Origin of the sequence: Streptomyces sp. NPDC047974 (assembly GCF_040653375.1) — a bacterium.
Taxonomy (GTDB): domain Bacteria; phylum Actinomycetota; class Actinomycetes; order Streptomycetales; family Streptomycetaceae; genus Streptomyces.
Genome location: NZ_JBEZNU010000002.1, coordinates 25,321 through 49,406 on the forward strand (window position 1 = coordinate 25,321; position 24,086 = coordinate 49,406).

23 protein-coding genes are annotated in these 24,086 nt (G+C 72.5%); 10 read left to right on the plus strand and 13 right to left on the minus strand.

The window, feature by feature from the left end; genetic code table 11:
• Nucleotide 1: 1 nt before the first annotated feature.
• From AB0E19_RS03240 to AB0E19_RS03265, 6 genes are all read right to left on the minus strand, one after another.
• Nucleotides 2-1,255: a cation:proton antiporter gene (locus AB0E19_RS03240; RefSeq protein WP_362172425.1), complete on the minus strand. Its 1,254-nt coding sequence runs from the start codon at nucleotides 1,253-1,255 to the stop codon at nucleotides 2-4.
• 142 nt (nucleotides 1,256-1,397) lie between these two features.
• Complete coding sequence (locus tag AB0E19_RS03245) at nucleotides 1,398-2,735, minus strand: FAD-dependent oxidoreductase (protein WP_362172428.1); 1,338 nt, start codon at nucleotides 2,733-2,735, stop codon at nucleotides 1,398-1,400.
• Between the two features lie 471 nt (nucleotides 2,736-3,206).
• Nucleotides 3,207-3,497, minus strand: coding sequence for a hypothetical protein (locus AB0E19_RS03250; RefSeq protein ID WP_362172431.1), 291 nt, complete (start codon nucleotides 3,495-3,497; stop codon nucleotides 3,207-3,209).
• Nucleotides 3,498-3,612: 115 nt separating this feature from the next.
• A complete protein-coding gene (locus AB0E19_RS03255) occupies nucleotides 3,613-4,929 on the minus strand; it encodes an FAD-dependent oxidoreductase (RefSeq protein WP_362172434.1) in 1,317 nt (438 codons plus the stop codon).
• A gap of 163 nt (nucleotides 4,930-5,092) precedes the next feature.
• Nucleotides 5,093-5,308, minus strand: coding sequence for a hypothetical protein (locus tag AB0E19_RS03260; protein WP_362172437.1), 216 nt, complete (start codon nucleotides 5,306-5,308; stop codon nucleotides 5,093-5,095).
• Nucleotides 5,309-5,904: 596 nt separating this feature from the next.
• A complete protein-coding gene (locus AB0E19_RS03265) occupies nucleotides 5,905-6,870 on the minus strand; it encodes a pirin family protein (protein WP_362172440.1) in 966 nt (321 codons plus the stop codon).
• A 136-nt stretch (nucleotides 6,871-7,006) separates the two neighbouring features.
• On the opposite strand from AB0E19_RS03265, the gene AB0E19_RS03270 reads away from it, so the two are divergent.
• The 4 genes from AB0E19_RS03270 to AB0E19_RS03285 all read left to right on the plus strand — a co-directional run bounded on the left by AB0E19_RS03270 (nucleotide 7,007) and on the right by AB0E19_RS03285 (nucleotide 9,896).
• Entirely contained in the window at nucleotides 7,007-7,351 is a 345-nt protein-coding gene (locus AB0E19_RS03270) for a tetratricopeptide repeat protein (protein WP_362172443.1), read from the plus strand.
• 109 nt (nucleotides 7,352-7,460) lie between these two features.
• A complete protein-coding gene (locus AB0E19_RS03275; RefSeq protein ID WP_362172445.1) occupies nucleotides 7,461-7,886 on the plus strand; it encodes a DUF6153 family protein in 426 nt (141 codons plus the stop codon).
• Between the two features lie 91 nt (nucleotides 7,887-7,977).
• Complete coding sequence (locus AB0E19_RS03280) at nucleotides 7,978-8,589, plus strand: DUF305 domain-containing protein (RefSeq protein WP_362172447.1); 612 nt, start codon at nucleotides 7,978-7,980, stop codon at nucleotides 8,587-8,589.
• Nucleotides 8,590-8,999: 410 nt separating this feature from the next.
• Nucleotides 9,000-9,896 (plus strand): F510_1955 family glycosylhydrolase, encoded by an 897-nt coding sequence (locus AB0E19_RS03285; protein WP_362172450.1) that lies wholly within the window; start codon nucleotides 9,000-9,002, stop codon nucleotides 9,894-9,896.
• 19 nt (nucleotides 9,897-9,915) lie between these two features.
• Here the strand turns inward: AB0E19_RS03285 and AB0E19_RS03290 are convergent, their stop codons facing one another.
• Together AB0E19_RS03290 and AB0E19_RS03295 are read right to left on the minus strand one after the other, a co-directional pair.
• Nucleotides 9,916-11,607 (minus strand): amidohydrolase, encoded by a 1,692-nt coding sequence (locus tag AB0E19_RS03290; protein ID WP_362172452.1) that lies wholly within the window; start codon nucleotides 11,605-11,607, stop codon nucleotides 9,916-9,918.
• A 61-nt stretch (nucleotides 11,608-11,668) separates the two neighbouring features.
• The gene (locus AB0E19_RS03295) at nucleotides 11,669-13,075 is read right to left on the minus strand and encodes a cytosine permease (protein ID WP_362172456.1); all 1,407 of its coding nucleotides are present in this window, start codon (nucleotides 13,073-13,075) and stop codon (nucleotides 11,669-11,671) included.
• Nucleotides 13,076-13,260: 185 nt separating this feature from the next.
• Between AB0E19_RS03295 and AB0E19_RS03300 the strand changes: the two genes are divergently transcribed.
• Nucleotides 13,261-13,866, plus strand: coding sequence for a TetR/AcrR family transcriptional regulator (locus tag AB0E19_RS03300; RefSeq protein WP_362172459.1), 606 nt, complete (start codon nucleotides 13,261-13,263; stop codon nucleotides 13,864-13,866).
• An 84-nt stretch (nucleotides 13,867-13,950) separates the two neighbouring features.
• Here the strand turns inward: AB0E19_RS03300 and AB0E19_RS03305 are convergent, their stop codons facing one another.
• Both AB0E19_RS03305 and AB0E19_RS03310 read right to left on the minus strand, forming a co-directional pair.
• Complete coding sequence (locus AB0E19_RS03305; protein WP_362172462.1) at nucleotides 13,951-14,847, minus strand: hypothetical protein; 897 nt, start codon at nucleotides 14,845-14,847, stop codon at nucleotides 13,951-13,953.
• A complete protein-coding gene (locus AB0E19_RS03310; RefSeq protein WP_362172465.1) occupies nucleotides 14,844-16,415 on the minus strand; it encodes an NAD(P)/FAD-dependent oxidoreductase in 1,572 nt (523 codons plus the stop codon). Before AB0E19_RS03310 ends, AB0E19_RS03305 begins: the two co-directional genes overlap by 4 nt.
• 111 nt (nucleotides 16,416-16,526) lie before the next feature.
• Here AB0E19_RS03310 and trxA point away from each other — a divergent pair, with 111 nt between their 5' ends.
• Nucleotides 16,527-16,901, plus strand: coding sequence for a thioredoxin (gene trxA / locus AB0E19_RS03315; RefSeq protein WP_360609752.1), 375 nt, complete (start codon nucleotides 16,527-16,529; stop codon nucleotides 16,899-16,901).
• Nucleotides 16,902-17,076: 175 nt separating this feature from the next.
• Here the strand turns inward: trxA and AB0E19_RS03320 are convergent, their stop codons facing one another.
• Entirely contained in the window at nucleotides 17,077-18,264 is a 1,188-nt protein-coding gene (locus AB0E19_RS03320) for a thiolase family protein (protein WP_362172469.1), read from the minus strand.
• Between the two features lie 178 nt (nucleotides 18,265-18,442).
• On the opposite strand from AB0E19_RS03320, the gene AB0E19_RS03325 reads away from it, so the two are divergent.
• The gene (locus AB0E19_RS03325; protein WP_362172472.1) at nucleotides 18,443-19,009 is read left to right on the plus strand and encodes a hypothetical protein; all 567 of its coding nucleotides are present in this window, start codon (nucleotides 18,443-18,445) and stop codon (nucleotides 19,007-19,009) included.
• A gap of 69 nt (nucleotides 19,010-19,078) precedes the next feature.
• Here the strand turns inward: AB0E19_RS03325 and AB0E19_RS03330 are convergent, their stop codons facing one another.
• Both AB0E19_RS03330 and AB0E19_RS03335 read right to left on the minus strand, forming a co-directional pair.
• Entirely contained in the window at nucleotides 19,079-19,348 is a 270-nt protein-coding gene (locus AB0E19_RS03330; protein ID WP_362172475.1) for a hypothetical protein, read from the minus strand.
• A gap of 17 nt (nucleotides 19,349-19,365) precedes the next feature.
• Nucleotides 19,366-20,412, minus strand: coding sequence for a LacI family DNA-binding transcriptional regulator (locus AB0E19_RS03335; RefSeq protein WP_362172478.1), 1,047 nt, complete (start codon nucleotides 20,410-20,412; stop codon nucleotides 19,366-19,368).
• A gap of 156 nt (nucleotides 20,413-20,568) precedes the next feature.
• Here AB0E19_RS03335 and AB0E19_RS03340 point away from each other — a divergent pair, with 156 nt between their 5' ends.
• The 3 genes from AB0E19_RS03340 to AB0E19_RS03350 all read left to right on the plus strand — a co-directional run bounded on the left by AB0E19_RS03340 (nucleotide 20,569) and on the right by AB0E19_RS03350 (nucleotide 23,745).
• Nucleotides 20,569-21,924, plus strand: coding sequence for an MFS transporter (locus tag AB0E19_RS03340; protein WP_362172481.1), 1,356 nt, complete (start codon nucleotides 20,569-20,571; stop codon nucleotides 21,922-21,924).
• Nucleotides 21,925-21,992: 68 nt separating this feature from the next.
• Nucleotides 21,993-22,220: a hypothetical protein gene (locus AB0E19_RS03345; RefSeq protein ID WP_362172485.1), complete on the plus strand. Its 228-nt coding sequence runs from the start codon at nucleotides 21,993-21,995 to the stop codon at nucleotides 22,218-22,220.
• Nucleotides 22,221-22,314: 94 nt separating this feature from the next.
• A complete protein-coding gene (locus AB0E19_RS03350; RefSeq protein ID WP_362172488.1) occupies nucleotides 22,315-23,745 on the plus strand; it encodes an SPFH domain-containing protein in 1,431 nt (476 codons plus the stop codon).
• Nucleotides 23,746-24,086 lie beyond the last annotated feature (341 nt).

The following is a 24,086-nucleotide window of genomic DNA, read 5'->3' on the forward strand; positions in this document are numbered from 1 at the left end:
GTCACTCGGTGTCACGCACGGTCGTCGCCGAAGGCAAGCCTCCTTTCCCGACCTCTTCCCGCGGGGCGCGGCGGGCGAACCAGCGGGCGATCGGCTCCGCGGTGACACCGTGCGCGACGACGCTCAGCAGGACGGTCACGCAGGCCGTCCTGGCCACGAACGCCGCTTCCTCTTCGGGTAGCTGCGTGTACGCGAGGACGGCGAAGACGATGGAGGTGACGCCGCGCGAGCCCAGCCAGCCGACGGCGGCGCGTTCGGCCCCGCTGAACCCGCTGCCGGTGAGCGCGGTGACCACCGGAACGAAGCGGGCGACGGTGAGGGCGAACACCGCGTAGACCACGACCGCGAGGCTGACGCCGCCCGCGAACTCGTCCGCGATCAGCACCCCGAAGGTGAACCACACCGCCAGCGCCATCAGGTGGCTGACGTCGTGGACGAGCCGGAGGTGGTCGTCCCCCGCCGGACGCGCGGTGCGGGCGTAGCACAGGCCCGTCACGAACGCCGCGACGAAGCCGTTGCCCCCGACTTCCGACGAGGCCGTGTATGCGAGGAAGGGGAGGGCGAGGCCGGCCATGCGCAGGCCGGTGGGCCCCGTCCAGCCGGCTTCCCGGGACCTGCGCACCAGCCACAACGCCGAAAGGCCGAGGACGGCACCGACGAGCACCGCGTACGCCGCGCCCCGGGCGGCGTTCAGCAACAGGTCGGTGAACGTGTCCCCGTCCGTCGAAATGAGGTTGGCCACGCAGAACACAAAGAACGGCGAGACCAGGCCGTCGTTGAAACCGCCCTCCACGTTCAGGGCGGCCCGCACTCTCAGGGGCACGCGTTCGTCACGCAGCAGGTTCAGTACGGGGGCGAGGTCCGCGGGCATCACGACGAGGGCGGCCACCGCCGACAACCACCAGCTCGTGCCGGGAAAGAGCGCGACCCCGACGAGGGTGCCGAGCAGAACCGAGGCAGGCAGCGCCAGGCCCAGCAGGCGCCCCTCCCCTACCGACCGGCCCAGCCGTTCGTATCCCCGGGCCTCGGTGGCGTCCGTGAACAGCATGACGGCCAGAACCACCTCGACACACCTCTGGAAGGTGTGGGCGTCGAGGTCGAAGCCGAGCACGGGCCGGTCGCCTCCCGCCAGCGCCGCGCCCGCCACGGCGAACGCGATCGGCGCGGTGACGCTCCAGCGGGACATGCGGCTCGACACCAGCGACCACACGAAGAGCAGGGACAGCAGGGCGAGGACGGCGACCACGTGCGTCATCGCCTCGGACGGGTGACGAAGAGGATCACCGGTGACTCCGCAGGGGCCCGGTCGAACAGCATGGTGTGCTGTACGGCGCCGTCGGACATGACGTCGTTCGGCGCGGACAACGCCGGGCTCCCGTTCATCGCCACCGCCGAGGTCACCGCCCCATGCTCGCGAGCACTGCCTTGCCCGCGTTCTCGCCCGAGCTCGCCGCGTCGGCGAGCGAGGGCATGTCGAGCTGGTAGTCGCCGGCCAGGTGGATCGGCCCCAGGGGGTTCCTCAGCACGGGCAGCGACGCACGCCTTCCGGGCGCCCAGAAGGGCACCACACGGCGGTGCCGCCGCACGGCCCCCTCGTCGAGCTTCCCTTCGAGCTGGGGGTAGAGCGAGATGAGGTCCGCGGCGAACCGGGTGACGATCGCCTCGTCGGAGAGCTCGAAGAGCTCGTCGGCCATCGCGCCGCCGGCGAAACACGCCAGCGCGCCGCCGGGCTTGCGCTCGCCTCCCCTCCGGGTGGCGGCGGCGTGGTTGAACACCGCCTGGAACGAGAGCTGCGGCGTGGAGACGGCCAGGAGCTCGTCCCAGGGCTGAGGCCCCTTCTCCTCGGTGAAGAAGCCGACGATCACGTACCGGCCGTAGCGGATGTCCTGGAACGCGTTGCGGTACGTCTGCGGAAGCGCCGGAAGGATCCGCATCGCGATGTCGCTGGGCACCGCGACAACGGCCCGCTTCGCGCGCACCCGTACCGCGCGGCCCGCTGCGACGTACTCCACGACGACCCCGTCCCCCTCCGCCCTCACCGACCTGACGGCTGCCCGGAGACGGAGACGTTCGCCGAGATCGGCGGCGAGAACATCGGTCAGCGTCTGGTTCCCCCCTACCGGCAGCGCGAAGTTCGGCACCTTCGCCGGATCCGTCATGGCGATTCCCACGGACGTCACCAGCTGGGTCGCGGCCGTTTCGCCGGGCTCGCAGCCCATCCACTGGCCCGACCACGACCGGACCATGTCCCGGGCCAGTCCGGAGCGGACACCGCGCAGGAGGTCGGAGGCGAGACGTCGGTCGAGCCCGGCCCGCACCCGCTTCGCCAGGCCGCTGTCCGAGGCGAGGAACGGCACCGCGGCAAGGATGCGGGCTCCGACCACTGCCATGCCGACCTGGTCGACGAGCCGCATGCGCGTGCAGAACATAAGCGCGAAGAGATCGGCCGTGTCGACCAGCCGACCGTTGAGTGCCAGTGCCACGCCCTTGCCGGCCAACGACCCCATCTCGATGCCGTGGCGGTGGAGAGCGTCGATCAACGGCCCGGTCCCCTCGGTGAACTGCGTACCGAGGTTGATCCAGTAGTCGCCCTTCCGAACCGTCTCGACACGTCCGCCCGTGCGATCGGCCGCCTCCAGCACGACGACATCGGTCTCCTGGGCAAGCGTCGTGGCGGCCATCAGGCCCGCCATTCCCGCCCCGACGACCACGACGTCGCAGGTCTCCTCGCGCACGGGGGGCACGGCGTTGACCGCGTCCGACTCGGGCTCCGCGTTCGTCATCCCTGTTCCTCTCTTCGTCGTGCGCACCAAGCTTCCGGCTGGTCTCGACGCGCACGGCGCGAGACCTCGCGGCTTCAGTCCGGTCCGGACGAACCGACTACTTGATTTCGAATCGACTTCGAGTTTACAGGTGCGGTGGGGAACGCACGAGACCCGCACGTCGGCGACTTCGCCTCCGCCGGCTCGCCACCGCCGCCGCACCCGGATCTCGCACCGAGCACGCGGGCCCTCGGAGTGCCGCCTGACGCCCCGGCGGTGGTGCACGCCCTGCAGGGATCTCGCCCCGGAGCCGCGGCGAGCCAGGGTCTCGAGCTCCGGCAGGGCGCGCCGGTGGCGGGCACGACCCGAACGGCATGGCCGTGCCATCCCGCCGCACGGACACCGAGGCGCGCGCCTGCGTCGACGGGCCGGCCCCTCGCCCCGTCAGGCGTTCACAGTGGCGGCGATCCACTGGCCGCAGAACGGCGACACGGCGGAGGCCGGCCAGGTAGTCAGGGCGCGCTTCCCGCGGAAGGCACAGACACCCTCGGCGCCGTCACCAACGCGGGAGCAGACCATCGCCAGGAACCGCGCCTGGTGAGCACCCTCGGGCCGTTCGAGGCTCGCGTTGCGGACCGTCATCTGCCGGGTCAACGCTCTCGCCACGGCAGCGGGGGTGAGGGCCAGGCCGAGGATGTCCTCCTCTCCGGGGGTCGCCAGCGCACTCGAAAACAAGGCGCGACCCGCTCCGGCCGCGACAGCACTTGCCTGTCGGCGGCCGCGATGTCACGTCCGGGGAGGTGCGCCGGAGGTGACGGTCAGCTCCTTTATTGCGCCTGGGCCTGGCTCCTCAGGGCCGCCGGCTCAGGCGGTCCGAAATGCGGTCGAGCACCCACCCGGCCTTCAGCGCCGTCGCGCCGAGAGCGAATGAGGGCATGTAGGGCGGCCGCGGCCGCCAGATCGCACGCAGGTCGTCGTGGATCTCGTCACCGGCGAGTCGGTCGGCCAGCAGTGTCCCGATGTAGGGAGACTGGGACAGCCCGTGACCGTTGCAGCTGACGGCATAGAAGACGTTCTTCGCGGCCTCGCCGGCGACCGGGAGGAAGGACGTCATCGCCACCCACCCGCCCCACGCCCGCTGGGGCGCGACATATCCGAGCGACGGGAACCGCTCCTGGAAGCCTTGGACCAGGTCCGCCACCACCGCGCGATCCGGCTCGTGGGCACCCAGCGCCGACGGCGCCGCCTGGAGTCGACGGGTACCGAACATGATCGTGCCGCGAGGGGTGCGCCGGTAGTTCTCGAGAATCGCGTGCGGGGTGATGATGCCGGTACGGCTTGTCCAGCCGATGGCCGCCAGACGGTCGGGATCGACCGGCTCGGTCTCCACCAAGCTGGTCCAGACGGGCGTGATACCGCTCGGGGCGATCTCGAGGTCGCGGGAGTGGGCGTTGGTCGCGAGCACGACCCTCTCGGCGCGGACGCGCCCACCGGGCACGCTGAGCACGACGCCCGCGCCGTCCGGCTCGACGGCCTCCACGGCCGTCCGCTCGAACACCCTCGCACTCGACGCCCGCAGTGCGGCCCGCAGCCCGAGGGCGAGCTTCCCGGGGTTCAGCAGGCCACCGCCCCGCTCGAAGATGCCGCCCAGGAAAGTTCCCGGCAGGCCGAAGTCACGGCCGTCGACGAATTCCACGTCCGCCCCCGCGTCCCGGAGGATCCCCATGTTCTTCCTCAAACGCCGGAGCTGTCCGGTGGAGACAGCGGCGATGACGTTACCCGTGGGGTCGTACTCGCAGTCGATGGCGAGGCGCCCGATCAGGCCCTCGGTGAACTCCGCCGCGTTCCCGCCATATCGGACGAGGTCGCGGAGCCGGCGCCGGTACAGCAGGCGCAAGAGCTGCGGGTCCCCGGCCAGGGCGTTCGACAAGTAGCCCGCGTTGCGTGAACTCGCACCCCAGCCGCAGTACCCGCCTTCGAGCAGAGCCACATCGACGCCGCGCTCCGCCAGCCGGAGCGCCACCGCCATCCCGACGAGACCACCGCCGACGACAACGACATCGCACCGGACCTCACCTTCCAGCGCTGGCGCGAGATCGGTGGGCCGATCAGTCCACCCGGTGAACGCCGAGTAGGTCAAGCCGTCGGTGGACGCGCTCTTCGCCACGATGCCCCTCGTCTCCCGTCCCCCGCGTGAGACGGAGAACGAGTACGGAAATAGGAAACACGAATCGAGTTTGAGTTTAACGCCTGCGTCCAGCTCATTCATCGTCGGCCAGCAGCACGCACCACGCACATCCGAGGCTGGTCGGCGCGATGCGTGCGCAAGCTCAGCTGCGGATCGCGCCGAGGTGTCGATGCGACACCCATGTCGTCGGCAGTTCGGGAAGCCGGCGATCGCGCTGCGGCACGATAGTACGGATGCGGCCCGCCGGGGCCAGCCCTGGAGCCTGCCACTGGAGGCCGAGCCGCCCCACCTCCTGGCACACCGACTTGGCGCCGCGTCGACTCGCCCCGCCATTCAGGGTTTCCAGGTCGACACCCACTCCTGGCACGCCGCAGCGGTCGGCCGACTGCCGCCCGAGAATCGCACCCGACTGCAAGACGCGGGAGGAACACGACGCCAAGACCACCGCCGGCAACCTCGCCCTTGTCGGATGAAGGAGAGGGGCACACCGCGGCCCTGCACGCCCGACGTGACACGAAGATCATTTACGGGACAGCCGTTTGGTGCGGCCGACAGCGCACCCACCCCGCAGGGACGATCAGCTTGGGTGGTGTCCTCACGCGCCGGCCACCGTTCCCAGCGGTTCCGTGACGGAGCTGGCGAGCGGCGCATACCACGGCGCCGCGACCGGGCCACCACCACGCCAGCGCCGCACCGCACCGCACCGCACCGCACCGCACCGCACCGCACCGCACCGCACCGACAGACTCCTGACGCCCTGTCAGGGAAGTCAGCAAAAAGTCAGCATGCAGCTGATCGGACCTGCTCCCACACAAGCACACCCTGGAAACACACCCACCGACCGCACGACTGCGGGAGAGATACGACAGGACCCCTCCCCCAGTCGCGGCGACAGCTGCAAGAGGGGACCGAAAATCTTCGACGCTCCATCGGCTCGACAGGCAAATTCCCAGGTCAGCGCACCCTCCCCCGCGCCTTCAAGTGGGCCGCCGGCACCTCGGGGGCGCCAAGGCGGTCGCCGTCGTAGCCCTTGACCTCGCCGAAGCGATCGCCCCGCATCCAGTCCTCCCGCGCCACGCGGATCTCCTCGTCCGTGCGGCCCACGAAGTTCCACCACATGACGATCTCCTCCTCGAAGGGCTCGCCGCCGAGGAGCATCAGGCCCGCGTCGGAGGAGGCGCGGAGCGGGAGGTGGGTGCGGCCGCAGCCGAGGTAGAGCATCGAACCGGGGAGGACGGGGACGCCGTCGACGTGCGCCTCGCCGGACATGGAGAGGACGGCGTACTCGAAGTCCGGGTCGAGCGGGAGCTCCGTCTCGGTGCCGGCGGCGAGGGCGAGGTCGGCGCCGACGAGGGGCGTGTACGTCGTCCCCGGCGAGGTCGCGCCGTCGAGGGAGCCGAGGATGACCGTGGCGGTGAGGCCGGGCGCGGTGACGCGGGGCAGGTCGGCGTGGTGCTGGAAGTGCGGCTCGACGTGCCGGTGGGCGTCGGGCAGGGCGACCCACAACTGGGCGCCGTGCAGCAAGCGGGCGTGCGGGCGGGGGCTCTCCTCGGAGTGGGAGATGGCCCGGCCGGAGGTCATCAGGCCCAGCTCGCGGGGTCGGATCGCCTGGAGGCTGCCGGTCGAGTCGCGGTGCAGGACCTCGCCCTCGTGCAGCCAGCTGACGGTCTGGAGACCCATGTGCGGGTGGGGCGGCACCTGCATGCCGGGTTCGTCGGCGATGTCGTCGGGGCCGTAGTGGTCGACGAAGGCCCACGCGCCGACCATCCGGCGGCCGAGGTTCGGCAGCAGACGCCGCACCTCGGTCGACTCGCCCAGCCGGACGTGCCGGGGGCTGAGGAGTTCGCGTACGGGCTCGGCGACGACGAAGCCGCGGCCACCGCACACGGCGAGCTCGGCCTGGCGGTCGAGATTGCTCATCGAGGATCGACACCTCTCCAGTGGGGGGACATCAAGGAACATCCTAGTAGTGGAATGTTCAACTAGCCTTGCGTGTTGACGAGGGCGGACCACCCCACAGGGTGGCAGATCCGGCCCCCCGGAACAGGGAGAGCAAGTGAGCGACACGTACTACGAGTTCGGAACGGCCGCCGACCGCTGGAGCCGCGCGCAGCTGTTCTTCGACGCGAAGGAGTACCAGACCGCCGTCCGCATCCTGCGCGGCCTCGTCGCCGAGCACCCGGACCAGACGGCCCAGCGGCTGCTGCTCGCCCGCGCCTACTACCACTCCGCCCAGCTGAAGCCCGCCGAGGCCGAGCTCCGCGCCATCCTGGAGCGCGACCCGGTGGAGCACTACGCCCGGCTGATGCTCGGCCGCACGCTGGAGCGCCAGGGGCGCCAGGACGAGGCCGCCCCGCACCTGCGGATGGCCGCGGCGATGAGCGGCGAGCTGCCGTCCTGACGGGGACGGGACGCACGCGCGCGTGGAGGTCACGCGGTCTCGCCACGTGACGCCCTGACGCGGAACTGATACCCCCGCACGGTATGGTCGGGTCGAGGAGGACCTGATCATGCCCACACCCCGGCCGCACCGCGTCGAGCGAGCGGGAGGTGCCCTCGCGCACCTCCTGCTCGTCGTCGTGCTCGCGCTCGGGGTGTTCATGATGCATTCCGTGGGCCATCCCGAGGGCCCCGCTGCAGGCGCTTCCACCACGGGCGCGGCGCACGCCGGCGCCCCCGGAGGCGGTCCCGCCGCCGACGGCCACGGCTCGCCGCGGCCGGACGACGGGCACGCGCCCGGATCCGGGATGGACATGACCACGCTCTGCGTGGCCGTCCTCGCCGTCTGGCTGCTCGCCGGCCTCGTCCGGGCCGCGCTCGGCCGCCGCCCCGACTGGCTCGTCCTCCTCCTCGCGCGCCTCGCACCGGCGCTCGCGCCGCACGCCCCGCCGCGCCGCCCTCCCGACCTCGCCCGGCTGTCCGTCCTGCGGATCTAGGCCGTACCACCCCGCCGCGGGCCGCTCCACGCTGCCCGCGCGCCCACCGGTACAGCCCATGTCCCGTACGTACAGCACACGAGGAATCACCATGCGTACCTTCCGCAAGCGCACCACCCGCACCCTCGGCCTCACCGGCGCCGTCGCCGCGGCCGCCCTGCTCCTCGCCGCCTGCGGCAACGACGACGCCATGAGCGGCATGGACCACGGCTCCACGTCCTCCGCCACCGCCGCGGCTCCGTCCGCCTCCGGGACCTTCAACGACGCCGACGTGATGTTCGCGCAGATGATGATCCCCCACCACGAGCAGGCCCTGGAGATGGCCGAGCTCGCCGACGGACGCGCCGAGGACGCCGACGTGAAGAAGATCGTCGCGGCCATCGAAAAGGCGCAGGACCCCGAGATCCTGAAGATGAAGGCGTGGCTGAAGGGCTGGGGCAAGCCCGAGTCCGCCGGAATGAACCACGCCATGGCCGGGATGATGTCCGACCAGGACATGAAGGACCTTGCCGCCGCGAAGGGCAAGGACTTCGACCGCACGTTCGCGGAGCTGATGATCGCCCACCACGAGGGCGCGGTGGAGATGGCGAAGGCCGAACAGAAGGACGGCGGCAACGCGGAGGCGAAGGCCTTGGCGGGCGAGGTCGTCACGGCTCAGACCGCGGAGATCGCCGAGCTGAGGAAGATCCTCGACCGCCTCTGAGGCTCGATCCGGATGGTGGGTCCGTGTTTTGGATCCACCATCCGATATCCATCGTCCGGTATCTCGTATCCGTGATCCGTGATCCGTGATCCGTGATCCGTGATCCGTGATCCGTGATCCGTGATCCGTGATCCGGCCCTCGGTCGGCCTCCAGGCCCGCTCCGGCTGCTCGGGGCGGGCCCGGGATCCGGGATTTCGGATCCGGGATCCCGTGCTCCGGATCGTGAATCCACGATCCGGATTTCGGATGCGGGATCTCGGATCCAAAATCCCGGATCCAAAATCCCGGATTCCGAACCCCGGCCTTCCCGGATCCAACATCCGAGATCCGACATCCAGGCTCCCGAGTCCGGGATCTCGGATCCGAGATCCCGGACGCTCTCCGTCACCTCCCCGCGAACGAAAGAACCATGACCACCCTCCGCCTCCCCCGAGCCGTGGCCGCCTCCGCCGCCGTCCTCGCTCTCGCCCTCTCCCTGACCGCCTGTTCCCAGTCCCCGGACTCCGACCATTCCGGTGGATCCAAGGGACCGGCCTCCGCCCTCACCCATATCCATGGCCTCGGCCTCCACGAAGAGACCCTCTACGTCGCGACGCACGAGGGGATCTACTCCCCCGGGGCCGGCGGTGCGCCCGTGTTGGTCGGGGAGCGGCGGGACGACTTCATGGGGTTCACCGTCGCTGCCGACGGCACGTTCCTGGCCAGTGGTCACCCCGCCCCGGGCGGTGGGGGTCCCTCGAACCTCGGTCTGGTCGCCTCCGGCGACGCGGGTCGCACGTGGAAGGAGCGGTCCCTCGGGGGCGAGGTGGACTTCCACGCGCTCGACGTCGCGCCCGGCGGGCCGGTCTACGGCTACGACAGCACCGGGGGGCGGCTGCGGGTGACCCGGGACCAGGTCGCGTGGGAGGACCGGGCAGCGCTCCGTGCCCTCGACATCGCCGTCTCGCCGGCCGACCCGGAGGTCGTGCTCGCGACGACCGAGAGCGGCGTCGCACGGAGTGCCGACGGCGGCAGGACCTTCTCGGCCGGGGCCGGGGAGGTCCTCGCGTACGTCTCGTGGGGCGCGGGCGACGCGCTGTTCGGGGTCTCGCCGGGCGGGGTCCTCTTCCGTTCCGGGGACGGCGGCCGGGCCTGGAGCCGGGTGGGCCCCGTTCCTGGTGGAGGAGCCCCGCAGGCGCTGACCGTCGTGGACGCGCGCCGGCTGCTCGTGGCCTCGGGGGACGGGGTCTACGAGTCGAGGGACGCGGGCCGTTCCTTCGTACGCCGGATGGAGGTGACGTCGGGGTCCGGGGAGGGAGGGCACTGAACCGGGCGTACGGGAGCACTCATCCCGCGGGGGTCTCCGCCCTCTCCACCACCACTTCGCCGCCGACGACGACCGTCTCCGCGACCGTACCGGGGATCTCCTCCGGGGCGATGCGCAGGATGTCGCGGGAGAGGACGACGAAGTCGGCGAGCTTGCCGACGGTGAGCGAGCCGCGCTCGTGCTCCAGGAAGTTCGCGTACGCCGATCCCCTCGTGTAGCCCTCGACGGCCTCGGCGACCGTGAGGGCCTGGTCCGCCGTCCAGGGCTCGCCGCCGGCGAGCGGGCGGCGGGTGACGGCGGCGTGGATGCCGACCATGGGGTCCATCTCGGCGACGTTCCAGTCGCTGGAGAGGGCGAGGACGGCGCCCGCGTCGCGCAGGTCGCGGAGCGGCCAGGCCTTGTGCCAGCGGTCGGGGCCGATGTTCTCGGCCCAGTCCTGGCCCGGTCCCGCGATGTCGGGGGCGGCGTGCCGGGGCTGCATGCAGGCGACGACGCCGAGTTCGGCGAAGCGCGGGGTGTCGGCCGGGTCGAGGCACTCGACGTGGACGACCTGGTGGCGGGCGTCGCGCGGACCGTTGGCCACGCGCGCGTGGGCGATGGCGTCGAGGACCGTGCGGATGCCGCGGTCACCGGTGGCGTGCACGAAGCACTGGAAGCCGCGGGCGTCGAGGCGGGTGAGCAGCTCGGCGAACTCCTCCGGCGGGTAGAAGGTCTCGCCCCGGTGGTGGGCGCAGCCCGCGTAGGGCTCCAGGAGGGCGGCGGTGCGGGGTTCGACGACGTCGTCGATGTAGAGCTTCAGCGGGCCGACGCGGAAGCGGTCGTCGGCGTGTTCGGCGGCTGCCGTCTCGAAGGCGTCGAGGTCGGCGTCGGTGGTGCCGCGGGGGTGGAACAGGGCGGCGACGATCCGGGAGCGGAGTCGGCCCTCGGCACGCGCGCGTGCGAAGAGGGTGAGGTCGTCGAGGGAGTTCTGGGGTTCGACGACGGTGGTGATGCCGAAGCGGATGGCGTCGTCGAGGCTGCGGGCGAGACGGCCGTACTGGCGGTCGGGCGAGGCCCAGGGGACGCCGAGGGCGCGCAGGGCTCGGTGGCCGTCGCGGGACAGGCCCTTGACCGCGAAGTCCTTGACGAAGCCGGTGGGTTCGCCGGTGGCGGGGTCGGTGACGGCGCGCCCGAAGGGCAGGTCGGTGTGGTCGCGGTCGACGCCGAGGGCGCGCAGGGCGGCGGTGTTGAGCCAGGCGGTGTGGACGTCGTAGCTGAGGACGAGGGCGGGGGTGGCGCCGGTGGCGGGGTCGAGGTCGGCGGCGGTGGGCATGCGGCCGCCGGGGATCGCGGAGTAGTCGAAGGCCTCGGCCTCGATCCAGAGGGCGTCGGGGTGGGCGGTGTGCCAGGCCCGCACGCGCGCGTGGATCTCGTCGAGGGTGCGGGCTCCGGCGAGCTGGACGCAGGCGTCGTCGGAGCCGAGCCGCACGTGGTTGTGGGCGTCGACGAAGCCGGGCAGGACGAGTCGTCCGCCGGCGTCGAGGACGCGGGTGCCGGGGCCGGTCCAGGCAGCGGCGTCCGCGGTGGCGCCGAGCCAGACGATCCGCCCGTCCCGTACGGCCATCGCCTCCGCCTCCGGCAGGGCGGGGTCCACGGTGTGGACGCGGGCTCCGGTGAGGAGCAGGTCGGCGGGGGCGGGCGTGGAGGCGGGCGCGGGGGTGGTGCCGTTCATGCGGGGTGCGTTCCTTGTCGTACGGGTGGGGCGGCGGCGGTCGCGGGCGCGGCGGGTGCGGTCAGGCGGCCGGGTGCGGGGTGGCGGTGCGGCGGGCCAGGAGGACGTACACGAGCGCGGCGACGGGTGCGCCGAGGAGCGTGAGGTCGGCGCCGCCGAGTGGCGCGACGAGGGGGCCTGTCCAGAGGGCGGAGTCGCAGGTGAGGGCGGAGAAGAGGCCACCGGCGAGGAGGGCGGCGACGCCGGCGGGGTGCCAGCCGGACCGGTACCAGTAGGCGCCGCCGGGGTCGGTGCGGTGCAGGGCGTCGGAGTCGTACCGGCAGCGGCGCAGGACCATGTCGGCGAGGAAGACGCCGCCCCAGGGGGCGAAGACGATGATCAGGAGGGAGAGGAAGGAGAGGAGGGAGGTGGTGAAGTCGGTGAGGAACAGGGCGCCGAGGGAGCCGGCGGCCGTCACGGCGGCGCTGACGGCGAGGGCGCGGGCGCGGTTCCAGGGGATGCCGAGGACCTGGAGGTTGAGGCCGGAGGAGTAGAGCGTGATGACGGAGTTGGTGACGGAGCCGCCGAGGACGAGGGCGAGGAAGACCGGCCGGAACCAGCCGGGCAGCAGGCTCTCGGCGCCGGCGACGGCGTCGGTCATGTCCGTGCGCGTGGCGGCGGCGACGCCCGCGACGCCGAGGGCGACGGAGGAGAGGAAGCCGCCGAGGGCGCCGCTGACGGTGACGGCGCGCAGGCTGGTGGTCCGGGGCAGGTAGCGGGTGTAGTCGGCGGGCATCGGGAGGTACGAGAACGGGCCGGCCAGCATCACCACGAACGCGAGGCTCCAGCCGGCGGCGCCGGGCCCGCTCGCGGGGGCGGCGGTGTCGGCGCCCGGCACGAGGAGGATGACGAGGACGCCGAAGCCGACGGCGAGGACGTAGGCCATCCAGCGCTCGGCGAACTGGACGGTGGCGTGTCCCCAGAAGGAGATCGCGAAGGTCAGGGCGAGGGTGACGGCGAGCGCCAGGGCGCGGGGAGCGGCGCCGCCGTCCCAGCCGAGGGCGGCGAGGAAGGCCTCCAGGGCGAGGGTGCCGACGACGGTGTTGACGACCGTGTAGCCGATGCTGACGACCCAGTTGAGCGCACCGGCGGGGCGGTTGCCGCGGAGGCCGAAGGCGGCGCGGGAGAGGACCAGGGTGGCGGTGCCGGTGCGGACGCCGCCGAGGCCCGCTGCTCCGATGGCGAGGAAGGAGAGGCCGCCGATCACGACGACGGCGGTGGCCTGCCAGAAGGAGAGGCCGAAGGCGACGGCGAGGGCGCCGTTGATGACGTAGGTGAAGGTGAGGTTCGAGCCGAACCAGACCCAGAAGACGTCCTTGGCGCTGCCGTGGCGCTCGGCGTCCGGGATGGGGTCGATGCCGTGCTCCTCGACCTGGAAGACCTCGTCCCGGGTGGCGGTCAGTGGTGCCGCCGTCTCGTGGTCGAGCACATCACGCTCCTCTGCCTGGATCTTGAATGACGTTCTAAGTTCTTGAATGGCATTCAAGATGAGTGAAAGGTTCCGGCCACGTCAAGACCCCGGCGGAGATCCGGTTAAGGTCGACGCGGTACGAGGATCCGCGACCGGTGGCCGCGGGGTGGCCGGGCGAGGGAACGGAACGGGGTGCGGCGACGATGGCAGGGGCGGCACGGCGGCGCGACGGACACGTCACCCAGGAGCGGATGCTGGAGGAGGCCATGGCGGCGATCGCCGAGGACGGCCTCGCCTCCCTCACCATGTCCGCCCTGGCCGAACGGCTCGGCACCAGCGGCGGCCACATCCTGTACTACTTCGGATCCAAGGACCGGCTGCTGCTCGCCGCGCTGCGCTGGAGCGAGGCCGCGCTCGCCGAGGAGCGCAGGGCGCTGCTCGGCCGCCGGACGGGCGCCGAGCGGAAACTCGACGACTTCCTCCGCCTCTATCTGCCGCGCGGTCCGCGCGATCCGCGCTGGACCCTCTGGATCGAACTCTGGGCCAGGACCGCGGGCAATCCCGAACTCCGCGAGGCCCAGCGGGAACTGGACGCCGACTGGCAGCGCGACCTGGAGTCCCTGCTTGCCGCAGGCGCGGCCTGCGGCCGCTTCGCCCCGCTCGACGCGGCGGCCCGCGCCTCCGAACTCCTCGCCCTCCTCGACGGCCTCAGCACGAGGGTCGTCCTCGGACAGGACTCGGCCCCGGGCGCCCGCCCCGCCCTGGAGTCCGCCCGCGCCGCGGCTGCCCTGCTCGTCCCTCGCGCCTGAGCCGACGGGCAGGCGAGCGGACGGGCCGACGGGTGGACGGGCCGACGGGTGGACGGGTGGACGGGTGGACGGGCGGAGGGTGATTCAGTCGGCTACCGGCTCCACGGGGTCGAACGGCCAGGCCGGCGCGTCGGGGTGACGCTCCATCTGCTCCGCGTACCAGATCACCTGCTCGGCATGGAGCATCGGCCGCGACAACCGCGCCACCGCCGGATACGAGGCCGCGACCCCACCCGCCACGAGCAGCGCCGCCTCGGCGTCCGAGGCCGGATCACCCGGGCGCTCGTGCGGCACTCCATACCACTCCGCGACGGCGGGCAGCGAACGCCCGCCGGGCCGGTAGCGGTCGACGTGCCGGTCCAGGACCAGTGGATCGCAGATCGGGGCGACCCCTCCGCTCTCGGCGAGCCGGTCGGCGAGGGGGGTGAGGCCGTGACGGAGCAGTTCGGCGTGGAGGGTCGACAGGACGTGTGGGGCGTACCAGACGACGAGGAGTTCCCGGCTCGCGAGGTGGTCGGCGAGGAGGGTGGCGAGCTCTTCCAGGGCTTGGGCGGGCGGGGCGGGCGGGATCTTGGATCCAACATTCGGATAGTGAAGATCGGATCCAACATCTGGATCTCGGAGTTCGGATCCGGGATCCGAACTCCGAAGACTGAAGCCGGATTTCGGATCCTGGAGGTTGGATCCAAGATCCAGTACCCAGTCCCGCGCCGTCCCGTCGCTCCCCCGCACCGCCGCCCCCGTGATCCTGTCCCTCTCCGGCCGATTCCCGGTGGATCCGATATCCAGGGACAGCAACCGTCGACGGTGCCACCCAGAGTGGTCGCCCGGCACCCGTGGCCCCGGCGCGGGAGCGTGCTCGCGGTGGTAGACGTCCCAGCCGCGACGGCCGTGCCGGAGGAGACCGGCGCCGGCCTGGACCGGAGCGCCGCAGTGGGCGCAGGGGGCGTCGTAGGCGTTGGTGCGGGACTCGGGGGTCACGCCGGGTCGGCGCCGTCCCGGTAGGCCTCCAGGAGGCGGAGCCAGACTTCACTGAGCGTGGGGTACGACGGGACGGCGTGCCACAGGCGGGAGACGGGGACCTCGGCGGTGACGGCGATGGTGGCGGCGTGGAGGAGTTCGCCGACGGCGGGGCCGACGAAGGTGGCGCCGAGGAGCACCTCGCGGTCGAGGTCGACGACGAGCCGGGCGCGGCCTCGGTAGCCGTGGGCGTAGAGGCCCGCGCCGGCGACGGAGCTCATCTCGACGTCGACGGCGCGGACCCGGTGTCCGGCGCGTTCGGCCTCGGCGAGGCTCAGGCCGATGGCCGCGGCCTCCGGGTCGCAGAAGACCACCTGGGGTACGGCGGCGTGGTCGGCGGTGGCGGCGTGCGGCCCCCAGGGCGCGGCGCCCGGGAGCGGAGTGCCGGCCGCGCGGGCGGCGATCGCGGCGCCGGCGATGCGGGCCTGGTACTTGCCCTGGTGGGTGAGGAGGGCCCGGTGGTTGACGTCGCCGACGGCGTAGAGCCAGTCGGTTCCGGTGACGAGGAGGCTGTCGTCGACGTCGAGCCAGGAGCCGGGTTCCAGACCGATGGTCTCCAGGCCGATGGACTCGGTGCGCGGAGCGCGACCGGTGGCGAAGAGGACCTCGTCGCCCTCGACGGTGTCGCCGCCCTCCAGGACCACGGTGACGGGGCCGCTGCCCCCGTCCCGTACGACCGCCTCGACGTCGGTGCCGGTGAGGACGTCGGCACCGCGCGCCCGCAGGGCCTCGGCGACGCGTTCGCCGACGAAGGGCTCCATCCGGGGGAGCAGCCGGTCGCCGCGCACCAGCATCGTCACGTGGGAGCCGAGGGCGTGCCAGGCGGTGGCCATCTCGACGCCGACGACGCCTCCGCCGACGACGATCAGCCGGCCCGGCACCCGGTCGGCGCTGGTCGCCTCGCGGCTGGTCCAGGGACGGGCACCGGAGAGCCCGGGCAGCGGCGGCAGGACGGCGCGGCTGCCGGTGCACACGGCCACGGCGTGCCGGGCGGTCAGGACGTGGTGCTCGCCCTCGAAGCCGTCGACGACGACCCGGCGGGGCCCGGCCACGCGCCCGTGCCCGCGGTAGACGCGTACCCCGATCGAGTCCAGCCAGTCGACCTGCCCGTCGTCCTTCCAGTGCCCGACGGTCTCGTCGCGGTGCGCGAAGACCTCCAGCGCGTCCAGGGGGCCGTAGACCGCCTCGCGCAGACCGGGGACCTTGCGGGCGTCGGAACGGGCGAGGACCGGGCGGAGCAGGGCCTTGCTGGGCATGCACGCCCAGTAGGAGCACTCGCCGCCGAGGAGTTCGGCCTCCACGATCGCGGCGGTCAGACCGGCCGCCCGTACCCGGTCGACGACGTTCTCGCCGACCGGTCCCGCGCCGAGGACCACCACGTCGTACTCGTGCTCGGTGCCGTGCCCCGTCCCCGGCCTCGCTCCCGTCCCCGGCCTCGCTCCCGTCCCCTGCCCCGCTCCCGTCCCCTGGCCCTCTCCCATCCCCTGGTCCTCCCCGTTTCCGTGCTCGTTCCCCGCGGTTCGCGTCATGTGGACCAGTCTGGTGGGTGGGGGCCGGAATAGCGCGGCTCGATAGGCCGTTGTGCGGGGCGAGTCCCCAGAGGACCGTGAGGACACCACCGGAGACCGAAAGGCGGAAGCATGAGCACCATCGAGCTCACCAAGGACAACTTCGACGAGGTCGTGAGCGGCAACGAATTCGTCCTGATCGACTTCTGGGCTTCCTGGTGCGGACCGTGCCGTCAGTTCGGCCCGGTGTACGAGGCCGCTTCCGAGCGCCACCAGGACCTGGTCTTCGCCAAGGTCGACACCGAGGCGCAGCAGGAGCTCGCGGCCGCCTTCGAGATCCGGTCGATTCCGACCCTGATGATCGTCCGGGACAACGTGGCGATCTTCGCGCAGCCCGGCGCGCTGCCCGAGGCCGCCCTGGAGGACGTCATCGGCCAGGCGCGCAAGCTGGACATGGACGAGGTCCGCAAGTCGGTCGCGGCGCAGCAGCAGGCCGCGTCCGAGTGACCTGGGCGCCCCGCGCCCGGTGAGAGCCCCCGCCCCGGCGGGGGCTCTCACCGTGTCCGCACGCCGTGTCCGTACGCCGTTCCCGTACGCCGTGTCCGTACGGCTTCCCCGTACGCCGTGTCCGTACGGCTTCCCCGTACGGGGACCGCGTACGACTTCCTCCCGGAGGTTCCGGTCAGCGCTCCAGGACCAGGGCCAGGCCCTGGCCGACGCCGATGCAGAGGGCGGCGAGACCGGTGCCGGAGCCGGCGGCGGCGAGCTGGTGGGCGACCGAGCCGGCGAGGCGGGCGCCGGAGGCGCCGAGCGGGTGGCCGAGGGCGATGGCGCCGCCGCGCGGGTTGACGATCGCGGGGTCGAGTTCCGGCCACTCGGCGAGGCAGCCGAGGGCCTGGGCGGCGAAGGCCTCGTTGAGTTCGAAGGTGGTCAGGTCGGCGAAGGACCGGTCGGCCTTGCCCAGCGCGCGCCGGACGGCGGCGACCGGGCCGAGGCCGAAGAGCTGGGGCTCGATGCCGGTGACGGCGGAGGCGCGGATCCGGGCGAGCGGCTCGCGGCCGGTCTCGCGCAGGCCGTCCTCGTCGACGAGGAGGAGGGCGGCGGCGCCGTCGTTCAGCGGGGAGGCGTTGCCCGCGGTGACCGTGCCGCCGTCGGCCCTGAAGGCGGGCTTGAGGCGGCCGAGCGCCTCCAGGGAGGTGTTCTCGCGGACGCACTCGTCGCGGGTCAGCTCCGCGCCCGGGTACGGGACGACCTCGCCGTCGTACAGTCCCTTGGCCCACGCCTCGGCGGCCTTGCGGTGGCTGTCGAGGGCGAAGGCGTCCTGGACGTCGCGGCCGAGCGCGTGCTTGTCGGCGACGAGTTCGGCGCCCTCGCCCAGGGAGACGGTCCACTCGGCGGGCATCGCCGGGTTGGTCATGCGCCAGCCCAGGGTGGTCGAGTGCAGCTGCTGGTGGCCGGCGGGGAAGGCGCGCTCGGGCTTCTGGAGCACCCAGGGGGCGCGGGACATGGACTCGACGCCGCCGGCGATCGCGACGGAGGCGTCGCCGAGGGCGATCGCGCGGGCCGCCTGGATCACGGCCTCCAGGCCGGAGCCGCAGAGGCGGTTGACGGTGACCCCGGGGACGGTGACGGGCAGGCCGGCGAGGAGGACGGCCATCCTGGCGACGTCGCGGTTGTCCTCGCCGGCGCCGTTGGCGTCGCCGAAGTAGACGTCGTCGACGAGGGCCGGGTCGAGGTCGGGGGTGCGGTCGACGAGGGCCTTGACGACATGGGCGGCGAGGTCGTCCGGCCGTACGGAGGCGAGGGCGCCGCCGAACTTCCCGATGGGGGTGCGGACGGCGTCGACGATGTACACGTCGCGGATGCTCATCGGATCTCTCCCGGTCCCGGCGGAACGACTCTGTTCGCCTGGTGAAACAAGTTTCGCGCGGCTGCGCGCGCAGAGTCTGGGCCCCGGCGTCCCGGCTGTCAACGGCCCGTGGGCCGGTCCGGTGTTCGACCCGTAGGCTGGTCCGGTGTTCGATCGGCTGGAGATCTCCTTTCGGGCGGTGTCCTTCGAAAGCCACCGCCTGGTGCGCCTGTGCGTCAACGGCGAGGACGTCGTCGAGGAGGGCGCGGGGCCCGGCGCCCGTGGCGTGGACGTCGACCGGATGTTCCCGCCGGGTGCCCCCAGCCCGTTGCGGGCGACGCGCCGGCCGCGCCGCGTCGACCTCGGCGAACCCGACTGCACCGGCGGATGCTGCGGCTTCCTCTCTGCGGTCGTGCAGCGCCACGGCGACGTCGTCCAGTGGACGGAGTGGCTGGTTCCCGACGGGGAGTCGCGCCCTCCCGAGCGGGACTTCGAGGCCGACGCGTACGACGCCGAGCTGGCCCGCGCCGAGGCGGAACTCCGTGCCGCCGAAGCCGCCCACGCCGAACGGGAGGCCCGTACCCCGGGAGCCGCCCGCGCCGAAGCCGAGGCCTACGTCGTCCGCGCGGCCGAGGCGGCGGGGAAACGCTTCGGCCCGGACGCGGCCCGTACCGTGACCCGGCTCCTCGCCTGGCAGCTGGACCGCTCGACGGGCCCGGGACGCCGGAGGGACGCGAACGGGACGGCGGACGACGGGGACCGCTGACCTCCCGCCCCTCCTTCCCAGGCGTCCTCAGCCGGCCCCGTCCGTCTCCCCTGCCGTCCCCGGCCGCCCTCAGCCCTCCCCCGCGTCCCTCACCAGCGCCACCAGCCCGTAGTCCAGCTCGCGGCCGTCCACCAGGAGGGCTTCCACCGTGCGGGTCTCGGGGTCGATGTCGGCGGTCATGCCGTGGCCCTCGTAGATCGGGTATCCGGACTCGCCGTACCGGCCGGTGCGCTCCACCACGGCGGAGCGCACCGCGCTGTCGGCGACGCTCGCGCCGCCCCGGTCCTCGACGTGGCCGGGGACCAGGAGGATCTCGTATCGGTTCGGGTGAGTGCTCATGAACCGACGCTAAGCGTTCAGCTGGACTCGCGCCGGACGACCCGCGAGCCCAGGAGGGGGCGGGTGCTCGTCTCGACGGCGGTGCCGTTCACGGCGCCGTCGACGAGTTCGGCCAGCTCGCCGCCCTGGAGCAGGTCGATGTGCACGGTGCTCAGCCGGGGGCGCAGGAGCCGGCCGAGGAGGAGGTCGTCGGCGCCGACGACGGCGGTCTGCTCGGGCACGGCGACGCCCGCGTCCTGGAGGGCGCGCATCAGGAGCATGGCGTACTCGTCGTTGTAGGCGAACACACCGTCGAGGGCGAGTTCCGGCCAGCGTGCGGCCAGTGCCGCGGCGGACTCCTCCGTGTACGCGAGGGGAAGGGGTACGACTCCGAGGCCGGCGGCCTCGGCGGCGTGGCGGGCGCCGTCCAGGCGGGGGCCGGAGAACATGCCGAGGCCCGACTCCTCGGGGACGACGACGCCGATCCGGCGCCGGCCGGTGGCGATGAGGTGCTCGGCGGCGACCCGGCCGACCCGCGGCTGGTCGAGGACGAGGGAGTGGGCGCCTTCCGTCGGCCGGGTCCCCACGGTGATGACGGCCTTGACGCCGGAGCGCCTGAGGATCTCCACGGCCGCGGGGGTCACCTCGACCTCGCCCACCGAGACGACGGCGGCGGGGCGCAGCTCGGCCCAGGCGCGGGCGGCGTCCTCGGGGGCGAGGCCGACGCTGCCGTACTGCACGACGGTGTAGTCGAGGCGGCGCAGCGCCCACTGGAGGTCGTTGAAGAAGTGGCTGTAGAGCGGGCCGATGGGGACGTGCGCGCTGGGCAGGACCACCATCCGGCTGTGGCCGGCGCGCAGGGTACGGGCGGCGGCGTGGGGGACGTAGCCCAGCTCGCGGGCGGCCTCGCGGACCCGCTCGCGGGTCGGTTCGCTGATGCGGACCGCGGAGGTGTTGTTCAGGACGTAGCTGACGGTGGCCCGGGAGACGCCCGCGAGGCGCGCCACGTCGGCGCTGGTCGGCACGGTGCGGGCGGGGGTGCGGCCCGGGGTGCCGTCGGCAGGCTGTTCGATCGACTGACTCATCGCTTCGGCATCTTTCCAGAACAATCCGGCGGCAGGTCTGGCGGATGGCCGGAATCGAGTGCTACACAATGCTGACACGCGTCACTGACACGTGTCACTACCCCGAAATCATCCGCCTTCCGCCCCCTCATCGGGCGTTCTCCCCTGGAGGGCAACGTGGCCCTTTCCTCCCCCGGGACCGGCTCCGGATCCGGAACCCACGCCGGAGCCGACGCCAGGCCCGACTCCAAGGCCAAGGCACACGCCGGAGCCGCAGCCGCAGCCGCAGCCGCTACGAGCTCCGCCCCCGGCCCCGCCGGCCCGCACTCCCCCGCCGGCCCCCGCCCCACCCGTGGACTGCTCCCCCTGCTCCTCCTCGGCAACAGCGCGATGTACGCGCTCTACGTCGGTGTGGCGGGCATGCTGCTCGCGCTCCAGATCGAGGCCGTCGACCCGGCCGAGAAGGTGGCGAACTTCGGGCTCGTCGCGGGCATATCAGCGATCTTCGCGACCGTCTTCAACCCGGTCGCGGGGGCGCTCTCCGACCGTTCCGGGCGGCGCAACCCGTGGATCCTCGGCGGCGGGCTGCTCGCCGTGCCGGTGATGCTGCTGCTCGGCAGCGTGCACACGATCCTGCTGGTCACCATCGCATGGTGCCTCGGGCAGGCGGTGATGAACGTGTACCAGGCGGCCCTCACGTCCGTCGTGCCCGATCGCGTCCCGCTCGCCTCCCGCGGCAAGGCCTCCGCGGCCGTCGGCCTCGGTCTGCCCATCGGCTCCACGATCGGTGCCCTGGTCGGCGCGGCCTACTCCGACGACTACCGGACCGGCTATCTGGTCTTCGGCGCGATCGTCGCCGTCACCTCCGTGGTCTTCACCGCGCTCGCCCGCGAGGAACGGATGCCGGCGAAAGCGCCGCTGCCGGTGAAGGCGCAGATCGCCGCCTTCGGCAGCGCGCTCAAGGACCACGACTTCCGCTGGGCGTTCATCGGCCGGGCGCTGCTCGTCCTCGGCTACTTCGCGGTGTCCGGCTTCCAGCTCTACATCCTCAAGGACCACACCGATCTGCCGGCCGGGCTCTCGGCCGAGGAGGCCGTCGCCATCCTGATGCCGGTCAACTCCGTGGCCATGGTGGTCTCGACGGTGATCGGCGGCTGGCTGTCCGACCGCTACGACCGCCGCAAGCTGTTCGTCGGCGCCTCCGCCGCGCTGGCCGCAGGGGCGCTGCTCGTCCCGGCGTTCTCCAGCAGCTGGACGGCGATGCTGGTCTTCTCGGTCGTCAACGGCCTCGGTTTCGGCTGTTACATGGCGGTGGACACGGCTCTGGTGACCATGGTGCTCCCGGCGGCGGAGGACGCCGCCCGCGACATGGGCGTGCTGAACGTCGCCAACGCGGGACCGCAGATCGTGGCGCCCTTCGTCGCCTCGGCCGTGGTGTCGATCGGCGGCGGCTACACGCCGCTGTTCCTCGTCGCGGCGGTGCTGTCGGTCCTGGGCGCCCTCGCGGTGCGGCCGATCCGCTCGGTCCGCTGATCGACGGGGACGGCAACCCCCTCCGTACGCAGGGGTTCTGACGTACCGTTCTGACGTACCGTTCAGGCATGGACGAGTCGATGGAGAGCTCGATGCTGGGACTGCTCGGCCGCGTGACCGGGACCATCGGGCCCGGGCTCGTCGGCGAGGTGATGCTTCGGATCCGCGGCGGGGCCGAGCACTTCCTCGCGTACGCGGCGGCCCCGAAGGAGCGGATCGAGGTCGGCACCCTGGTGACCGTCGTGGAACACCTCCCTCCGCGCACCGTCTATGTCACAGCCGTGTACGACGTCTGACACGACGTCCGGCACGACCGTTGAGCCGCGGCCGCCCCGGGCGCACACTCCCTTCACCGGATCCGCACGGCTCCGGTGAAGGGGGACCTTTCCCATGGGCATCGGCATTCTGGCGGGCGCCGTCGTCGGCGCGGTCGCCGTCCTGATCGTCCTGTTCAAGATGATGTGGCGGGTCGCGGAACCCAACGAGGCCCTCATCATCTCCGGTTCCAACCACAAGAACGAGGGCCTCGGCGACGGCATGGGGTTCCGCATCGTCACCGGGCGCGGCACCCTCGTGGTGCCCGGCGTGCAGGCGGTGCGGAAGCTGTCGCTGGACCTCAACGAGACGCAGCTGCAGGTCGAATGCGTCACCCACCAGGGCATTCCGCTCAAGGTCCGGGGTGTGGTGATCTTCAAGGTGGGCGACGACTTCGTGTCGATCGCCAACGCGGCCCGTCGCTTCCTCGACCAGCAGAAGCTGATGAGCGAGCGGGTCCACATCGTCTTCGCCGGTCATCTCCGCGCCATCGTGGGCGGGTTGACCGTGGAGGACATGATCCGTGACCGGGAGAAGCTGACCGGGCAGGCGCGTTCGGCCTGTGGCACGGAGATGGAGAAGCTCGGTCTGATCGTCGACTCGCTCCAGATCCACGAGATCGAGGACCCGACCGGCTACATCAAGAACCTCGCCGCCCCGCACGCGGCCGCCGTTCAGCGTGACGCCCGGATCGCGCAGGCGGAGGCCAACCGGCTGGCGACCGAGGCCGAGCAGCAGGCGGCGGCCCGGATGTCGGAGGCGACCCGCGACAGCGAGATCCTCCAGGCCGGTTACCAGGCCGAGCGGGACCAGGCCAGCGCCCGGGCCCGGCAGGCCGGTCCGCTCGCCGAGGCGGCCTCGCGGCAGGAGGTCGTGGTCCAGGAGACCCGGGTCGCGGAGCTGGAGGCGCACCGCAAGGAACAGCAGCTCCAGGCGGACGTCCGCAAGCCGGCCGACGCGATGGCGTACGAGACGCGGACCCTGGCCGAGGCAGAGCGCGACGCCCGGATCTCGGCCGCGCAGGCCAAGGCGCGGGAGACCGAGCTGGCGAGCGCCGCGTCGGCGACGGCGACCCGGGTCACCGGCGAGGCCGAGGCCGCGGCGGCGCACGCCAAGGGTCTCGCGGTGGCCGAGGCCACCCGGGCCAAGGGTCTGGCCGAGGCGGAGGCGATCAAGGCGCGGGCGGCGGCCCTCGCGGAGAACCAGGAGGCCGTGGTCGCGCAGCAGCTGGCCGAACGGTGGCCGGAGATCGTCGAGGCCGGCGCCTCCGCCTTCGGGAACGTGGACCAGATGGTCCTCCTGAACGGTGCCGACGGCATGGCGGACATGTTCGCCAAGGCGCTCACCATGGGCGGTACGGGCCTCGGCCTGGCCCGCCAGCTGCTCGCCACGATGGGCCCGAACGGCTCCGAGCGCCCGGCCGCGGCGGCCGTGCCGGGCGCCCGGTCGGCCGCGGAGGAGGAGGTGACGACGGTCGAGATCACCGTCGGCGACGCCGACACGTGACCTGACGCCCCCCCCTGCGTACGCGGGCCGGGTCCGACGCGCCACGGGCGTGCCGGACCCGGCCCGCACTCCGTCTCGCGGGCATCAGGTCTGACCGTGCGTGGCTCCTTGCCGGGTATGATGACGCCGAAATTAGAACCATATTCTAGTGAGTGAGTGCGGGGCGCCTCCGACGCCGGGGGCATCCGCCACCCGCACGTCGACGTCGGACATCCGCCCACCAGCGGAACCCATCGAGGAGCGTGTCAGGCACATGACATCGTCACCGGCACGGCAAGGGCCCGTACTCGGCTGTGCGATTCCGATCGCCCTGGCCATCGCGGCCGCCGGAATCTGGCTGC

What these genes read in the sequence shown, in the direction of transcription:
- AB0E19_RS03240 (WP_362172425.1), bottom strand. Translation starts at nt 1,255, where the DNA reads ATGACGCACGTGGTCGCCGTCCTCGCCCTGCTGTCCCTGCTCTTCGTG.
- AB0E19_RS03265 (WP_362172440.1), bottom strand. Translation starts at nt 6,870, where the DNA reads ATGAGCAATCTCGACCGCCAGGCCGAGCTCGCCGTGTGCGGTGGCCGC.
- AB0E19_RS03275 (WP_362172445.1), top strand. Translation starts at nt 7,461, where the DNA reads ATGCCCACACCCCGGCCGCACCGCGTCGAGCGAGCGGGAGGTGCCCTC.
- AB0E19_RS03280 (WP_362172447.1), top strand. Translation starts at nt 7,978, where the DNA reads ATGCGTACCTTCCGCAAGCGCACCACCCGCACCCTCGGCCTCACCGGC.
- AB0E19_RS03285 (WP_362172450.1), top strand. Translation starts at nt 9,000, where the DNA reads ATGACCACCCTCCGCCTCCCCCGAGCCGTGGCCGCCTCCGCCGCCGTC.
- AB0E19_RS03290 (WP_362172452.1), bottom strand. Translation starts at nt 11,607, where the DNA reads ATGAACGGCACCACCCCCGCGCCCGCCTCCACGCCCGCCCCCGCCGAC.
- AB0E19_RS03300 (WP_362172459.1), top strand. Translation starts at nt 13,261, where the DNA reads ATGGCAGGGGCGGCACGGCGGCGCGACGGACACGTCACCCAGGAGCGG.
- AB0E19_RS03310 (WP_362172465.1), bottom strand. Translation starts at nt 16,415, where the DNA reads ATGACGCGAACCGCGGGGAACGAGCACGGAAACGGGGAGGACCAGGGG.
- trxA (WP_360609752.1), top strand. Translation starts at nt 16,527, where the DNA reads ATGAGCACCATCGAGCTCACCAAGGACAACTTCGACGAGGTCGTGAGC.
- AB0E19_RS03320 (WP_362172469.1), bottom strand. Translation starts at nt 18,264, where the DNA reads ATGAGCATCCGCGACGTGTACATCGTCGACGCCGTCCGCACCCCCATC.
- AB0E19_RS03330 (WP_362172475.1), bottom strand. Translation starts at nt 19,348, where the DNA reads ATGAGCACTCACCCGAACCGATACGAGATCCTCCTGGTCCCCGGCCAC.
- AB0E19_RS03335 (WP_362172478.1), bottom strand. Translation starts at nt 20,412, where the DNA reads ATGAGTCAGTCGATCGAACAGCCTGCCGACGGCACCCCGGGCCGCACC.
- AB0E19_RS03345 (WP_362172485.1), top strand. Translation starts at nt 21,993, where the DNA reads ATGGACGAGTCGATGGAGAGCTCGATGCTGGGACTGCTCGGCCGCGTG.
- AB0E19_RS03350 (WP_362172488.1), top strand. Translation starts at nt 22,315, where the DNA reads ATGGGCATCGGCATTCTGGCGGGCGCCGTCGTCGGCGCGGTCGCCGTC.